This is a genomic window from Ferrovum sp. PN-J185 (genome assembly GCF_001581925.1).
In the GTDB taxonomy this organism is placed as follows: domain Bacteria; phylum Pseudomonadota; class Gammaproteobacteria; order Burkholderiales; family Ferrovaceae; genus PN-J185.
On the sequence record NZ_LQZA01000001.1, the window covers coordinates 713,131 to 730,649 of the forward strand.

General features: G+C 38.6%; 9 protein-coding genes. 2 read left to right on the forward strand and 7 right to left on the reverse strand.

Features of this window, described 5'->3' with window-relative positions; translation table 11 throughout:
* Positions 1 to 2: 2 nt before the first annotated feature.
* Genes FV185_RS03490 through FV185_RS03510 form a run of 5 tightly spaced genes read right to left on the reverse strand, consistent with a single transcriptional unit; the run spans position 3 to position 9,603 of the window.
* A complete protein-coding gene (locus FV185_RS03490; RefSeq protein ID WP_067493571.1) occupies positions 3 to 1,439 on the reverse strand; it encodes an efflux transporter outer membrane subunit in 1,437 nt (478 codons plus the stop codon).
* Positions 1,436 to 4,525: an efflux RND transporter permease subunit gene (locus FV185_RS03495; protein ID WP_067493573.1), complete on the reverse strand. Its 3,090-nt coding sequence runs from the start codon at positions 4,523 to 4,525 to the stop codon at positions 1,436 to 1,438. The genes FV185_RS03490 and FV185_RS03495 overlap by 4 nt, the downstream gene beginning before the upstream one ends.
* The gene (locus tag FV185_RS03500) at positions 4,522 to 7,602 is read right to left on the reverse strand and encodes a multidrug efflux RND transporter permease subunit (RefSeq protein ID WP_067493575.1); all 3,081 of its coding nucleotides are present in this window, start codon (positions 7,600 to 7,602) and stop codon (positions 4,522 to 4,524) included. Before FV185_RS03500 ends, FV185_RS03495 begins: the two co-directional genes overlap by 4 nt.
* Positions 7,603 to 7,633: 31 nt before the next feature.
* Positions 7,634 to 8,788: an MdtA/MuxA family multidrug efflux RND transporter periplasmic adaptor subunit gene (locus FV185_RS03505; protein WP_067493577.1), complete on the reverse strand. Its 1,155-nt coding sequence runs from the start codon at positions 8,786 to 8,788 to the stop codon at positions 7,634 to 7,636.
* Positions 8,789 to 8,796: 8 nt separating this feature from the next.
* Positions 8,797 to 9,603: an ABC transporter ATP-binding protein gene (locus FV185_RS03510; RefSeq protein ID WP_156474165.1), complete on the reverse strand. Its 807-nt coding sequence runs from the start codon at positions 9,601 to 9,603 to the stop codon at positions 8,797 to 8,799.
* A gap of 218 nt (positions 9,604 to 9,821) precedes the next feature.
* On the opposite strand from FV185_RS03510, the gene FV185_RS03515 reads away from it, so the two are divergent.
* Positions 9,822 to 13,982 carry a DEAD/DEAH box helicase gene (locus FV185_RS03515; protein ID WP_067493580.1) on the forward strand — a complete coding sequence of 1,387 codons (4,161 nt, stop codon included), beginning with the start codon at positions 9,822 to 9,824 and terminating at the stop codon, positions 13,980 to 13,982.
* 95 nt (positions 13,983 to 14,077) lie between these two features.
* On the opposite strand, the gene ettA is transcribed toward FV185_RS03515, so the two are convergent.
* Positions 14,078 to 15,745, reverse strand: coding sequence for an energy-dependent translational throttle protein EttA (gene ettA, locus FV185_RS03520; protein WP_067493582.1), 1,668 nt, complete (start codon positions 15,743 to 15,745; stop codon positions 14,078 to 14,080).
* Positions 15,746 to 15,866: 121 nt separating this feature from the next.
* On the opposite strand from ettA, the gene FV185_RS03525 reads away from it, so the two are divergent.
* On the forward strand, positions 15,867 to 16,529 hold the full coding sequence (locus FV185_RS03525; RefSeq protein ID WP_082787009.1) for a glycine zipper 2TM domain-containing protein: 663 nt from the start codon (positions 15,867 to 15,869) through the stop codon (positions 16,527 to 16,529).
* Between the two features lie 56 nt (positions 16,530 to 16,585).
* On the opposite strand, the gene FV185_RS03530 is transcribed toward FV185_RS03525, so the two are convergent.
* Positions 16,586 to 17,368: a hypothetical protein gene (locus tag FV185_RS03530; RefSeq protein ID WP_067493584.1), complete on the reverse strand. Its 783-nt coding sequence runs from the start codon at positions 17,366 to 17,368 to the stop codon at positions 16,586 to 16,588.
* Positions 17,369 to 17,519 lie beyond the last annotated feature (151 nt).

A 17,519-nucleotide genomic window follows, 5' to 3' on the forward strand; every position in this document is an offset into this window, starting at 1 on the left:
AATTATTTATTTGATAATTCAGGTTCCTGAGATTTATCCCATCCGCCTCCAAGAGCAACTACTAATTGTACTCCAGCTACGTATTGTCGACTTTTAATTTGTATGGCGTTGATTTGACTACTAAGTAGTGTTGCTTGAGCAGTGATAACGTTTAAGTAATTCACAGTGCCTGCTATATATTGACTTCGAGTTAAATCAAGATTTTTTTTAGATAATTCCACAGCCTCATTTTGTACTGAAATCTCTCTTGTCAGTATCGCCGCAGCGCTTAAATTATCTTCCACGTTTTGAAAGGCGGTTAAGACTACTTGTCTATAATTAGCAACGGCTTGATCATATTGAGCAACGGCCTCACGATAGCCCCCCAGTCTTTGTCCACCATCAAAAATCGGTAAGCTAACACTTGGGCTAATACCCCATCCATAATTAGATGGTCCAATTAAATTGTTATAGATATTACTCTGATAACCAATATTACCGGTTAAGTTTACAGTTGGAAAAAAAGCGGCTTTTGCAACACCAATTTTAGCACTAGCAGATGCTGCATTTCTTTCGGCAACTGATACGTCTGGTCTTCTCTCAATTAATACAGAGGGGACAGTAACAGGTATCTCTAAATTAAAGTCAGTTAAATTTTGCTTTTTAATTTGTAATTCTGAAGGTGCTTTACCAATTAATACAGCAATAGCATGTTCCATTTGTGAGCGTTGAACACCTAAATCTATCATTTGCGTTTCGGCAGTTTTTAGTTGAGTTTCTGCTTGAATTAAGTCTGTTTCCGCTGCTACTCCCTCATCAAACCGATTTTTTGTGAGTTCAATATATTGCTTATAAACTTGTATTGTTTGTTGTAATAAGGCTTCTTGCGTATCATCTGCTCTTAATTGGAAGTAGTCAGCTGCAAGTTGACTTTGTAAGCTCAAGCGTGTAGCTGCAACTTGACTGGCAGAAGCTTGCATGGAAGCCACATCTGCCTCTATTTGACGCCTAATGCTACCCCATACGTCCAGCTCCCAACTCGCTTGCATATTTAATGAATGATTATCAAAAATATGCCCAGGAAAGAAGCTAAACGCACCACTGGAATAACGATTTCTAGTTGTTGTTTCATTAAGTGTGAAGCTTGGGAATAATGGCGCTGTATCTGCAGTAACTAGTGCACGAGCTTGTCTTAACGCTGCAAATTGCTGTGCTAGAGATTGATTGCTTTGTTCTACTTGTGTCTCTAAATCGTTTAATACTGGATCGTGAAATAATTGCCACCAATTACTAGGTATATTGTTATCATTCGGTTGCGCTACTTTCCATCCCTTAGGAACTGTAAAACTAGCTGGATTTGATGACGTGGGCTTTACATAATCAGGACCAACGGCACAACCAGTTAACATGAAAATGAACAATATGAGTAGAGATGTACTAGCAGTTGTTTTTTTAATCATGAAGTGACTCTCTTACTTTTAAATAATCTCAAAAAGCTAAACTGTCTTAATTTGTCTAAATAAATATATACAACAGGAGTTGTATACAAAGTTAATAATTGACTAACTGTTAAACCACCAACGATCGCTACTCCCAACGGTCGGCGTATTTCACCTCCATCACCAAAACCAATTGCAAGAGGAACTGCACCTAGCATTGCCGCTAAAGTAGTCATAATGATAGGTCTGAAACGCATTTTACATGCTTCGATTATTGCCTCTTGCGCATTTTTTCCGTTTCTCTCTGCTTGTAATGCAAAGTCAATCATTATAATGGCATTCTTTTTAACTATACCTATTAATAGAATAACTCCGATTAATCCAATTAAATCAAATTGTAAACCAGTTAATTCAAGACCCAGTAGCGCTCCAACCCCTGCAGAGGGGAGAGTTGATAAGATAGTAAAGGGATGAATAAAACTTTCATACAAAATACCTAAAACAATATAGACAGTCAGTAATGCTGCAAGTATTAATATTGGCTCATTAGATAACGAGCCAATAAATACTTTAGCTGTTCCTTCAAATCCACCACGTACAGTTGCAGGTACGCCAAGTTTTATAAAAGTGTCATTAATTGATAGAGTGGCTTGACCTAAAGAGACTCCCTTAGGTAAGTTAAAAGTAATGGTTGTAGCAGGTAAATCACCCTGATGAAGAACTGTTAAAGGTGTGTTGGTACGTTTAAATGAGACAAAAGTTGACAGTGGAATAATTGCTCCATTTTTACTGGCAATATAGGTTTCTTTGAGTATTTCTGGACCATTTAAGTATTGAGGTGCAGCCTCCATAATGACCCTATACTGGTTTTGCGGATGGTAAATTGTACTAATAATTCTTTGGCCATAAAGATCATTGAGAGCTTGATCTATTGAGGAGGTGCTCACTCCCAATTTTGCTGCTGTATCACGATCTATATCTAGCCATTGCTCTAATCCTTTATCCTCTTGATCTGTGTTCACATCTGCAAGATTTGGAAGTTTAGCCAGCGCATTTTTAATTTTAGGTGCCCAAAATCTTAATTCTTGTAGTGAGCTACCTTGTAGAGTGTATTGATACTGCGCGTTACCTGTTCGTCCACCGAATCTGAAATCTTGTATGGCCTGTAAATACAACGTAGCACCAGATACTTTGATTAGTTTTTTTCTTAATCTAGCAATGACCTCTTCTGAGCTTGCATGTCTTTCATTAAGTGGTTTTAATACAATAAAAACATTCGCTGAATTACGAGCTTCTCCACCCGTAAATCCAATAACATTCAAAGCATCAGGATCGGCCTTGCAAATATTGATTAATTCAATCATTTTCTCTCGCATGGCTTGAAATGAAATATCCTGATCAGCCTGAACTCTACCGATAATTCGCCCCGTATCTTGTTGTGGAAAAAATCCTTTTGGTACAACGGCAAACAAATAAAAATTTAATCCAATAACTAAAAATAAGGAAACCAATACCCATCCCTTTCTTTTCATTGCCCAACTCAATGAACGTGAATAGTATGTACCTAGTAGATCAATTTTTTTTAATATTTGCTTTAATTTACTCTCTTCTTCTGATGCCAAACGTTCTGGTTTCTTCAATATACGGGCGCAAAGCATTGGTGTTGTTGTAAGAGAGATGATTAATGAAACTAAAATTGCTACCGATAACACAACAGAAAATTCTCTGAACATACGACCAACAAGTCCACCCATTAGTAGTAATGGGACAAATACAGCCACAAGAGAAATACTGATAGAGATGACTGTAAAGGTAACTTCTTTTGCTCCTCGCATAGCTGCCTCGATAGGTTTGAGGCCTTGTTCGATATAGCGAGAAATATTTTCTAAAATAACAATTGCATCATCTACTACAAATCCTGTTGAAATAGTTAATGCCATTAAAGATAAGTTATTTAAGCTGTACCCCAATAAAAACATGACTCCAAATGTACCTAGTATAGAGACAGGTACTACCACACTAGGTATAAATGTCGCGTTACCTTCACGCAAGAACACAAACACAACCATTACAACTAATATAGTCGAAATCAGTAATGAGATTTCAACTTCAAATAAGGAACCTTTAATAGTAGGCGTTCGGTCCATCACTACTTTCAAGTTTATAGCGGGTGGAATTGAGGCTGTAATTTGTGGAAGAGACTGTTTAATACGTTCAACAGTTTCAATAATATTGGCGTTAGGTTGCCTACTTACAATTAAGATAATTGCTCTATGACCATCAGATATACCTAACCTTCGACTGTCTTCTACATCATCTTTTACTTCTGCTACATCGGATAATCGAACCGGATTGCCGTTATTATAGCTAATGATTAAATTACGATAATCAGAGGCTGTCATCGCTTGATCATTATTCATAATTTGCCAATGATAGCGATTATTTGAAAAAAATCCTTTAGGGCGATTTACATTATTTGCATTAATTACAGAACGGACAGATTCAATACTAATCCCATAACGATTTAAGGACGGAGGGTTAAGTTCAATCCTTACAGCAGGAAGCGAGCTTCCGCCAATTGTTACTTGACCTACACCATCTATTTGAGAGAGTTTTTGAGCAACAATAGTTGACGCCGCATCGTATACTTCCCCTGCGGGTAGAGTTTTAGATGTCATGGAAAGTATTAAGATGGGAGCGTCTGCAGCATTAAATTTTCTATATATTGGATTGGTAGGAAGACCTGATGGCAGATTGACACGGGCTGCATTGATACCAGCCATGACATCCCTAGCAGCACCATTTATGTCTCTATCAAGATCAAATAACATAGAGATATTTGTTGAGCCAGATGTACTGCTCGATGTGATTTCAGCCACTCCTGCAATTTGACTTAATGATTTTTCTAATGGCGTGGCAATAGTCGATGCCATTGTATCTGGATTCGCTCCTGGTAGAGCGACTTGTACAAAAATTGCGGGAAAATCAACCTGAGGCAATGGGGCAACTGGTAGTAGAACAAATGCAACGATTCCTGCTAAAGCAATAGCTGCTGTTAGCAACGTTGTTGCTACGGGTCGTAGTATAAATAACTTGGTAATATTCATACTGCTTGTTTTTTCACAAACAAACGATCTAACGCCAAATAAATCACTGGTGTGGTAAAGAGAGTAAGAAGTTGACTTACTAGTAAACCACCAACCATAGCAAGACCTAGAGGCTGCCTTAATTCAGAACCAACACCACTACCTAACATCAATGGAATAGCAGCAAATAAGGCACTTAGAGTAGTCATTAAAATTGGTCGGAAACGTAATAAACAGGCTTGATGAATCGCTTCAAGTGCTGTTTTCCCTTGGTTACGTTGAGCCTCTAACGCAAAGTCAATCATCATAATGGCATTTTTCTTAACAATACCAATTAATAAAATAATCCCGATTATGCCCAATACACCTAAATCATTACCCGAGAGATAGAGGGCTAACAATGCACCCACACCAGCAGAGGGTAGGGTGGATAATATTGTAATAGGATGTATGTAACTTTCGTACAAAACACCTAACACAATGTACATCGTCAATATGGCAGCAAGAATAAGCCATAAGGTACTAGATAAAGAGGCTTTAAAAGCGTTTGCTGCCCCTTGAAAATTGGTCTCTACACTGCGGGGTATTTGTAATTGCTTCTCTGTCTCCTGTATTGCATTGACTGCTTCTCCTAAAGAATATCCTTGCTTTACATTGAATGAAATCGTACTAGCCGGAAATTGACCTAGATGATTAATAGATAAATGAGTTGGTTGAGTGGTTGGTTTGATTAATGAAATTAAGGGTACTTGAGTATTATTGATACCTGAAATATAGAGCTCATTTAGTTGATCAGGAGTTTTCCTAAAGTTTGGATCTGTTTCAAGAATGACTCTGTAAAGATTAGATTCAGTAAAAATAGTTGAGACCATTCTTTGGCCATAAGCATCATAAAGGGAGTTATCTATATTAGCGACACTAACACCTAAACGTGATGCTGTATCTCGATCAATTTCTAAAAAGCTTTGTAAACCTTGGTTTTGTATATCAGAGGCGACATCCTGTAATTGAGGTAGCAACTTTAGCTTATCAATTAATTTTGGTGTCCATTCGTCTACATCTGATTGTTTTGGGCTACTTAATGTGAATTGATATTGTGTACGACTAAAGCTATCTTCAATTGTTAAATCTTGCACAGGCTGAAAATACACTTGAATATTAGGAAGATTACTTAGTTCTTTATTGAGACGGTTAATCACCGTTGATATAGAATCATGATTTTTTCTTTTATTAAGTGGTTTTAAATTAATTAATAGTCGTCCGTTATTGAGCGTGGTATTAACCCCATCAACACCGATAAAAGAGCTTACATTATCAACATCTACGTCATGTAATATGGTATCAATCGCAACACTCTGTCGTTTTTGCATATCAGAGAACGATACATCTTGAGGTGCTTCAGTTACACCTTGAATAATTCCTGTATCTTGAACTGGGAAAAATCCTTTTGGGATGAGTAGATACAGCACTATTGTAAGTACAAAAGTGCCGGCAGCAACGTATAAAGTTTCTTTTTGATGGTTTAATACAAATTTTAAGGCAATATCATACCTACTAATGAGAAGATCTTGCCAATCATGAAATTTTTTAATTATTGGCCAATGCTCCAATTTATCCTTATCTTTACCAAGTAGACGAGCACTCATCATTGGTGTCAATGTTAATGAAACAATGGCGGAAATGATAATCGCAATGGCTAATGTAATGGCAAACTCTCGGAAAAGTCGTCCAATAACATCATGCATAAATAACAATGGTATTAGGACGGCGATGAGAGATACAGTAAGTGAAATAATAGTAAAACCAATTTGCTTCGCTCCCTTTATGGCTGCTTGATAGGGAGTTTCTCCTTGCTCTACATATCTTGATATATTTTCAATCATAACAATAGCATCATCAACTACAAACCCCGTTGCTATCGTAAATGCCATTAAGGTGAGATTGTTGATACTAAAGTGGATTAAATACATCACTCCAATGGTACCAACTAAAGACAGAGGTACAGCAATACTGGGAATAATTGTTCCAGATACACTTCGTAAAAACAAAAAAATGACCATAACAACTAAACAAATTGCTAATATCAACTCAAATTGAACATCTTCTACTGAAGATCTTATTGTTGTTGTTCTATCCGTAAGTATTTTCATGTCCATTGATGTGGGCATAGAACTTTTTATGTTAGGTAATATTTCTTTAATACTATTTACAACATTAATTACGTTAGCCCCAGGTTGTTTTTGAATGTTTAAAATAATTGCTGGGGTGGTATTCATCCATCCTGCTAATTGATCATTCTCAGCACCATCAATAACACTAGCAATATCTCCTAAGCGTATTGGATTGGCATTTTGGTAACCAATAATTAATTTCTCATATTCATTTGCATTGTGTAATTGATCATTCGCATCGATGGATATTGATCGTTCTGGACCATCAAATCCACCTTTAGCAATACGTAAATTATTGGTGACTATAGCGGTACGAATATCTTCAAGGTTAAGTTTCATATTCGCTAATGCGACTGGATTGACCTGAATCCTAACTGCTGGGCGTTGTCCCCCGGCAATACTGACCATTCCCACTCCTGAAAGCTGTGAAATTTTTTGTGCAACCCGTGTTTCAACCCAATCTTGTAATTCACGTAAACGCATGTTTTTCGAGGTGACGGCAATGGTTAAGATTGGTGCATCTGCTGGATTTACCTTGTTATAAATCGGCGGCATAGGTAAATCAGTGGGTAAAAATGTAGTAGCAGCATTAATAGATTCTTGGACTTGCTGCTCAGCCACATCAATATTGGTACTCAACGAGAACTGGAGAGTAATGACCGAGGCTCCACCACTACTCGTTGAACGCATTTGAGTTAAACCCGACATCTGTCCGAACTGTCTCTCAAGAGGAGCTGTTATAGTAGATGTGGTTACTTCAGGGCCAGCACCGGGATACAAGGTAATGACTTGTATAGTAGGGTAATCAACCTCAGGAAGAGCAGATAATGGTAAAAAACGCCATGCTGTTAAGCCTGTAATTAAAATTGCTAACATCAGTAAAGTAGTAGCAACTGGACGCTCAATGAAGAGTTTTGAGAAATTCATGCCCATTAAATCCTAGTATGTATTCTTTTCGTTACAGGGAATTGGCTACCTTAACTTGGGCACCCTCTCTTAAATTATCAATACCGTCTTTAACAACAATATCACCTGGTTTAAGACCAGAGAGAACAACGGTATCTTTATCGTTGGTTGGTCCTACACTTACCTTTTGTACTGATACTGTTTTGTTGTTTTCATGATAAACGTATACATACGGTCCACTATTACCTTGTTGAATACTGGCAGCCGGGACGACGTTTGCATTAGGGATTGTTTCAATAAGAATTCTGGCGTTTACAAACTCATTAGGGAAAAGTTTGTAATCTTTATTATCAAAATTTGCTCTTAACTTGACCATTCCTGTTGTTGTATCAACTAAGTTATCAACCGTGATCAGTGACCCATCTGTAATAAATTGAGTATTATTTCTATTCCATACTTGAACAGGTATTAATTGTTTTGAGTTAAGTCTGAGCATGACCTTTGGAATAATATCTTGAGGTAGTGGAAATATTACGGTAATGGGATCTAGTTGCGTGAGAGCAACCATACCGTTGGTATCAGCGGCATGAATAATATTTCCTAAATCCACCAGTCTTAATCCAAGTCTTCCTGTTACTGGGGCAGTAATATGACTATAGGTTAATTGAAGCTTGGCATTATCCACCTGTGATTTATCAGTTAGAACCGTTCCCTCGTACTGAATAACCAGGTATTTTTGTGTATCTAGCTGTTGCTTGGGGATGGCACCCTTTGCTGAGAGTACGGTATAGCGTTTTAAATCTAACTTAGCGTTATTTAGTAGTGCTTGATCATGCTCTAATTGACCTTGAGCTTGTTCTAATTGTACTTGGTAGGGTCGTGGATCTATATCGATTAAGGGATCACCTTTTTTAACAATATCCCCCTCTTTAAAATAAATTTTTACGATTTCTCCATCTACGCGAGAGCGGATAGTAACGTTGTATACTGGGGTAACAGTACCAAGCCCTGTGACCCAAACAGGAAAGTCCCGTTGAACTGTTTTAGCAACCACTACCGGTGGAATAGGGCGGATATGTTGCTGTGCTGCTTCATTAGCTAATTTTCTTTTATGATGAACATATCCCCAAACTACAAAGAGAATTACGATACTCAGAATAATTTTTCTTTTTGTAGAGAGAGTTTTGAGGTACAGAACAGGTTTCATAGCGAGCCTTAAATATTGATTGACTGTAAACGAAAGTCAACTTCTAATTTTGATTGGGTTACTTGAAAGGGTACAGGACCATCAGCTTCTGCATTGATAAATTGATGGGCATAGGGATTGGATGAGTGAATCATACTCTGCGGATCACCTGATGCTACTAATTGTCCGTCACTGATTAAATAAATATAATCGACAACCTTTAGTGTTTCGCTTACATCATAAGTAACAACGATTGATGTGATTCCGGTGGTATCGTTTAAATGCCTAACTAATTTAGCAACAGCGTTTAGTGAAATAGGGTCTAATCCAGCAAAGGGTTCGTCATAAATAGCAATATTAGGATCCATAGCAATTGCCCTGGCAAGGCATACACGTCTATTCATGCCCCCTGATAATTCTGCAGGGTAAAGGTCTCTAGCACCCCGTAGACCAACTGCTTCAAGTTTCATGTAGACAAGATCCCTAATCATTTTTTCAGGAAGTCTTGTATGTTCTCTCAATGGAAAGGCAATATTTTCAAAAACGGTTAAGTCACTAAATAATCCGCCTTGTTGAAACATCATACCCATTTCTCTACGCATAGCGTAGAGTTCCGAATCATTCATTTCATGAACAACTCGTCCATAATATTTAACCGCACCTTGACTGGGTTTAAGCTGACCGCCTATTAGCTTTAAAAGTGTAGTTTTACCACATCCACTGGTTCCTAAAATAGCACTGACCTTACCTTCGGGTATGGTTAAACTAATTCCTTGTAGGACCTTTCTATTTGCATAATTAAAATGCAAATCGTCAATTTCGAGTAGTGTAGACAAAATTTTGTATCCGTATTAATAGTTTGATTGCTAACAATAAAACAATCATACCTAGGTTAACCAAGGTTTTCTACCTAACTCCTTTATTTATAATGTAAAAATAAGAAAATATTTTAATATTTTTTTACTTGGCATTTAATCTAAATCAATCGTAGAATTAAAGATAAACTAATATAATTACAAATAAAACTATTATAAATTGAGTTTCACAATCAATAATGACATCTTCACTACAAATAAAACCAATACATCAGGATCTAGCGAAAGATCTGGCGGTGTCGTCGCAACAGCTGGTTACTCTGCAACTATTGTCACTGGCTTATTTGCAAATTAGTAAATCTCAGCTATACCAATGCATACAACAGTTTTACGCTATTCAAGATGACGCTTACGAGTATTCACAAGAAGTATTTCAAAAGGACCTTGATGAATTAATAAGTCTTGGCTATGTGCAAGTACAATCCAGTAAGTTGTATTGTGAGATGGTCTGCGCTGAAAAAGTTCTACGTTTTTTAAAAAAATACCCAGATAAAGAGCCTTATTTCACAGTAATTAAGTCGGTTTTTAAAATCGCCGACTATAAATACGGTTATTTTGTCCGGCAATTTAGCGAAGGGGTAAGAGATCTTAGGCTTGCTCTATATGCTGAGAAATATGATGATTTCTCAAAGCTTGCACAAACTATCCAAAGTTACTTTACCAGTGAATGGCGTAACAGAAATCCTTATCTAAATATATTTGATAATCCTTTTGACCCTGATCTTTTTGATTCGTTACCTAATGAAATTTCGTTGACTATCGCAGCTACCATTTTAGCAATTCGTGTAAGCCGTCTTGAAAACTGTATTGCTCCCTTGTCCTGGCTTAGAGATCGTGCGAAAAATGCAAAAGATGAACAAAGATCATGGTTTTCGGCTGTTTTGTGTGAACCTATGGTATTGCGAGGCCACATCGATGAGGCAGTTGTCCTGTCAAAATCAAAAAAGACGCCTCAAGCTCCGACACCTGTAGAGGGTTTGTCATTGGTTCTCAAAGGGGAATTTGTTAGCGCTCAAAATATGTTTGAGGCTTATCTGAAGGAACCTAAGAAAAACAGTGATTTAAGAAAACTAGGTATGGCTGGTTTGGCAGGTGCGTCATATGTTATTTCTCTAATTACATCATCAGATCCAAAAAAAATTGAAAAGGCCACTAGCCACATAGCCGCAGTAATGAAATCTGGGTCCGCATTGTTATCAGTTTATGCTGCCCTAGGACGTGCGGCCAGAGCGAGTTTGACAATGGCTGCAAAAAATACAGATGAGCGTATTGAAATTGCTGAGCGAGACTCCTTAGGTCTGTTATTCCATTCTATGGGTATGTGGTGGATTGACGGTACTGCAGATTTATTGGACAGAGAAAGATTAAGGGACTTGGCCATAAAAGCGGAAAAAAATGGCTATCGTTGGGTTGCTGCCGAGGCTAATGAGTTACTGGGTTATATGGATTCTGATATCCATAGTGATAAAGGACACAAGTTACATTATGAACTAGGTACTAAGTCGTTATTGAATGCAATCCGTCGTCAGCCGATGTGGGAGAGGGCGCTTAGTGCTCTTGAGAAGCTTGGTTCTGAAATAGGAGGCGCATCAGCTCATATTAAATCAAGTCGTTTTATTTGGCATTTAACTTGTCAGGAAAATGGTACTCGTTGTCTTATTGAGGCACGTGAACAAAAACGAGTAGGTAGTGGTGCTTGGGGAAGCAGTCGAGCTGTATCGATTAATCGTTTACTCACTGCCCAGCAGGAACTGGATGGTTTATCTGACCAAGATCGTGCGGTAATAGCAATGATCAGGGTAACAGAAACTACAGCTAAAGGGGCTGATAAGAAACTGGATTTTCTACCTGCTTTATCTTTGCTGGTAGGACATCCTTTATTGTTTTGGAGCAATAAAAATAATGAACAGGTAAATTTAACAAAGGGTTTACCTGAGATAGATATTCGATTTGATCGTAATCAAATTAACATATCCGTAACGCCAAACTTTGAGGAAGGAGAGCGTTATAAGCTTATTCGAGAGGCTAAAAATCGTTTGCGTATTATTGAATTACAGCCAGATCATGAAAAGCTATTAAAAATTATTGATAAAAGTGGTTTGCTAATTCCTAACAATACCGAAGAAAGAGTGAAAAGTATTATTGAACTTCTTAGTAAGCGTTTTACAGTTCGCTCTCAAATTGGCGGTGGTAACGTAAATTTAATACCAGATCATTTTCAACTTTATGTACTTTTATCCCCCTCTGCCAGTGGCCTTGGTTTCGAAATGGTGGTTATGCCTGATGGTGAAAAGGGCGCGATGTACACACCTGGTTTAGGGCTCGAGTTTATTGACAGCATACAAAGTTGTGAAGGTGAAAAAAAACAAATACACCGAAATCTACACAAAGAGTTAGCTGAAGCAGAATACATATTTTCTAAATGTAGAACATGGTTAAAAGAGATTGAAGATACACTGTTCACCGGTGTGACTCATAACCCCTCAGCAGCCTGTGAATTATTGGTAGTGTTAAAGGAATTAGAAGACAGTGTACAAATACGTTGGCCTGAAGGTGAAACAATTAAAATTAAGGGTGAGGCTGATTCTAACCAACTTTCTCTTAATGTCACATCACAAGGAGATTGGCTTGGTGTTAATGGAAAATTAGTTATTGACCAAGATAACGTTATTGAACTCAAGGAATTATTACAAGCAACGACATTACAGGAAAATAGATTCATTCCGCTGAAAGATGGGCAATACGTTGCATTGAGTGAACAGTTATTAAAACGGGTAAAAGATTTAGATAGTCTTTCTGAAAAAGATACTCATGAAATACGTATACACGCATTAGCTGCCAATGAATTGTCTAATGTAGTCAATCAAATAGAAGATGCTCAAACAGATACGGGCTGGCGTACATTGTTAGAGCAACGTGAGAGTCTAACTGCATGGCATCCTGTGGTACCGGACACATTGCAAGCTGAGTTAAGGGATTACCAACTGGTTGGTTTCGAATGGATGGCACGTCACGCTAAAGCAGGCTCGGGAGCGTGTTTGGCTGATGACATGGGCTTGGGCAAGACATTGCAGACGCTAACTCTATTACTTTATCGCGCGAGCGAAGGGCCGGCTCTTGTTATAGCACCAACCTCTGTATGTGGTAATTGGTTAAGTGAAGCGCAACGCTTTGCTCCAACGCTTAATATTCGTTGGCTCGGAACAGGGTCAAAAGATAAATTTTACCTTGACGCAGGGCCTGGCGATTTAATCATTATGAGTTACACACTTTTCCAACAAGAAGGGGAGAGCCTAGCTCAGAAAAAATGGTCAACAGTTGTTCTAGATGAAGCGCAAGCAATTAAAAATTCTGGAACAAAACGCTCGCAAGCTGCAATGAAGCTCAATGCTCATTTTAGGTTAATTACAACAGGTACCCCAATTGAGAACCATTTGGGAGAATTATGGAATTTGTTTAGATTTATTAATCCAGGTTTATTAGGCTCACTTGATTCCTTTACCGATCGCTTTGCTAACCCTATAGAAAAAAACAACGATATAGAGGCTAGGGAGCGCTTAAGACGTTTGATTCAACCGTTTATATTAAGAAGAACAAAATCTCAGGTATTGTCTGAATTGCCTCCACGAACTGAGGTAACACTTAAATTGGATTTATCTAGTGACGAACGTTCGATGTACGAGGCGGTACGTCAGGAGGCACTTGAGAGTGTCACAGCACAGGGTGAAGATCAGCCAAATCGTATCAAAGTATTGGCTGGTATTATGAAATTGCGACGTGCATGTTGTCATGGCGCTTTGATCCTTCCTCAGTTATCTTGGCAATCGGTAAAAATTAATGCTTTAATTGAAATCATTGATGAGCTAAAAGAAAGCGGTCACCGCGCTCTTATTTTCAGCCAATTTGTGGACTTTTTAGGATTGATTAGAAAAGCCATGGAAGAATGTGGTGTAAGTTATTTATATTTGGATGGTAGTACCCCCGTCCAAGATAGGGTGAAGCGCGTTAAAGCCTTCCAAGAGGGTGAGGGTGATGTTTTTCTTATTAGTCTAAAGGCAGGAGGAGTAGGGCTTAATCTAACGGCTGCAGATTATGTCATTCATATGGATCCTTGGTGGAATCCTGCTGTAGAAGATCAGGCTTCCGATCGTGCCCATAGAATGGGTCAAACGCGACCTGTTACTGTTTATCGTTTAGTGACCAAAGATACGATCGAAGAAAAAATTGTGGCACTTCACGAACGCAAACGAAATCTTGCAGATAGCTTGTTAGAGGGGGTGGGTGAAGTGAGCACGATTTCAACAGAAGAGTTAATCGGTTTACTTGAATCACCTAACTAATATTCAAATTAATCTCCCCTTAATCAGTTCTTAACTAATTAAGGGGGAATAGATAGAATACTGGATAAACCTCGCCCTGCAGGTAGTTGAGGTTGTTAGTTCATGAGCGGTTTATAGCGAATGCGCTTAGGTTTAGCTCCCTCGTCACCTAGGCGTTTCTTTTTGTCTTCTTCATATTCTTGGTAATTACCAGCAAAAAAGACTACTTGAGAGTCTCCTTCGAAAGAAAGAATATGTGTGGCGATACGATCCAAAAACCAACGATCGTGTGATATCACAATCACTGACCCCGCAAATTCAAGAAGCGCATCCTCTAAAGCTCGTAAGGTTTCCACATCAAGATCGTTAGAAGGTTCATCAAGTAATAATACATTACCGCCTTGAATAAGGGTTTTAGCCATATGTAAACGGCCTCGTTCCCCTCCTGAAAGATTACCTACCATCTTTTGTTGGTCTGAACCTTTAAAGTTAAAACGTCCAATATAGGCACGTGAGGGAGTTTCGTAACGACCTACTGTTAGTATGTCTGCGCCGCCCGATATTTCTTCCCATACAGTTTTTTTGTTATCAAGGATATCACGTGATTGATCTACATAAGCCAGTTTAACGGTTGAGCCTACTTTAATGTCACCATTGTCAGGTTTTTCTAAACCGGTAATCATTTTAAATAAAGTAGATTTACCTGCACCATTGGGACCGATCACGCCAACAATAGCCCCAGCTGGAATTGTAAAACTGACATTTTCCATCAGCAGTTTTTTATCAAAGGCTTTTGTGACGTTATTAAATTCAATAACTTGATCACCAAGTCGTTCACCTACGGGTATAAAAATCTCTTGGGTTTCATTGCGTTTTTGATATTCTTGAGAGCTAAGTTCATCAAATCGGGCAATCCTGGCCTTTGACTTTGCTTGTCGTCCTTTTGGGTTTTGTCTAACCCACTCCAATTCTTTTTGAATCGCTTTTTGTCTGGCAGATTCTTGAGCATCTTCTTGTTTTAGACGATCTTCTTTTTGTTCAAGCCAACTACTATAATTTCCTTTCCAAGGAATTCCCTGACCACGATCTAGTTCTAAAATCCATTCTGCTGCGTTATCTAAAAAATAACGATCATGGGTAACAGCAACCACAGTCCCTGGGAAACGATGTAGAAATTGCTCTAGCCAATCAACACTCTCTGCATCTAAGTGGTTGGTAGGTTCATCTAATAGCAGCATATCAGGCTTTGAAATGAGGAGTCGACATAGGGCAACCCGCCTTTTTTCACCGCCAGATAAATGACCAATTTTAGCATCCCAGGGAGGAAGCCTTAGCGCATCCGCAGCAACTTCCATTTGCAATTCTGCACTGTGGCCGTCTGATGCACTTAAAATTGCCTCAAGTCTTGCCTGTTCAGCTGCTAAATGATCAAAATCAGCGTCAGGTTCTGCATAGGCTGCATAAACTTTTTCTAACTCAGCTTTTGCTGAGATTATTTCTCCCAATCCTTCCTCAACCGCTTTGCGAACGGTTAATTCTGGATCAATTTGAGGCTCTTGAGACAAATAGCCAATGGAAATATTGGGCATAGGTATTGCCTCACCTTCAATTTCTTTATCTAGTCCTGCCATAATCTTAAGTAGGGTGGATTTACCTGAACCGTTTAGACCAAGTACACCAATTTTGGCCCCTGGGAAAAAGCTTAAAGAAATATCTTTTAAGATTTGTCTTTTAGGTGGGACAATCTTACCTACCCGATTCATTGTAAATACGTACTGAGCCATAGCTATCCTTGAAAACTAAATAAAAAGATTGTAAAACACTGTTAATTTGGAACCAGTTTTACTGGAAAATATCAAAACTTATGAAATAATACTCGAATAACACATATTCGTTGGAGGTTATATGAATTTATTTACTCGTTCTCTTATTCTTGCTGCTCCCATGGCCTTGGTATTAGCAGGTTGTGCGGGGCCTGGTGTAGGGGGGGGTGACTACACAACTTCTCAAGTGAGAGGTGAGCAGTCAGTACGTTTGGGTACCGTTGAAAGCGTTCGCTCAGTAAGCATTCAATCCGATCAACCTGGCATTGTTGGAGCGCTTGGAGGTGGAGTTGCCGGTGCTGCTCTGGGTAGTACATTGGGTGGGGGTAATGGTAATGCAGCTTCCACAGTACTAGGTGCTCTAGCAGGAGCGGTTGCCGGTAACGCTGTTGAAGGTTCTGTTGAAACCAAACCTGGCGTTGAGATTACTATTCGTCTAGATAGCGGATACGTAATTGCAGTAACTCAAGGAGCAGATGAGCAGTTTAAAGTGGGTGAAAGAGTACAGGTATTAGGTGGAGGCGGGACCACTCGTGTTACGAGACTTGCGGGCAATTCAGGTCTTAATGCGCCAATGACACCTATGCAAGCTCCATCCTCAAGCAATATGGCACCACCACCTCCAGCGCCAGCTGGAAATGCAACGCCATCCCCTTCACAATTTCAGTATTATTGTCCGGACAGTAATCAGTATTACCCAACTGTTCAATCCTGTAAGTCACCATGGATGAAGGTAGTAAAATAACTTTTATTTAAATCACTTAGTTAAAGCGCGTATTTAAAGTTAAATACGCGCTTTTTTTAATAAAAAGTTAACGGTGCGTTATTGATTTGAAGGGTAACTTGCATACCCAGTAATTGGCCCGCCGAATTAATGCTAAAGCAAATATTTTGATTGTCATTGGTTAAACCGTCAGTGTTACCTTGAGTTGTCAAAGTAGGTGTGTCGTTGTAACACAAATAAGCCGTTTGGGCGGTGTTGGCGTTTAACGAAAAGGTTTCATTGAGTGTACCGTCAGGGATCGTTTGTTGTGAGTCATTATAAAGATTAGCACTAATATAGTTCGTCGTATAGCCGACAAGACCAGTGGTAGGTAATGGCGTCGTACTCGTTACCGTCGAAAAACTTCCCGGATAAGAGCCTGTTGTACCCAATAATTCGTAGGTACTTGGATTAAAATAACGAGTAAGAGTATTGGTGGTCTGATTATTAAATAAAGCGATATTTGAACCATTTTCCGTTAGGGTGGTGGTGATAATGGCAGAAATAGCTGTTTGATTATTAAAGGTAGTGGTACCCGATTGCGGGACGCTACTATAAGTATAGACAAAATTGTTACCATTGTTGTCAGTTGCGCTTATTGAATAATTAAAGGATTGAGTAGCAATGGCAGTTATTGCAGGTGTAATTTGAAATGTCAGGTTAGACGCAACAGGAGTCGGCGGACTACTAGGTGTATTATTCGGCACGCTACAGTAATAAGGATTACCAAAGGCATCATACCCGCAGAATGTAACATTGCCGGATCCGCCACCACAACTAACTAAACAGATTGATGCAGTCATTAATATTGTTTTTTTCATGTGTTTTTCCTCTATGATCTTAATACTAAGATAAGTAATCACTTGTAAAAATTCACATGTTTTTGTAAAAGTTTTTATGGATTTGAGGGATTATTTTACATACATAATTAACTTTACATAATATAAATTATACGCATGTATATCGGTGAAT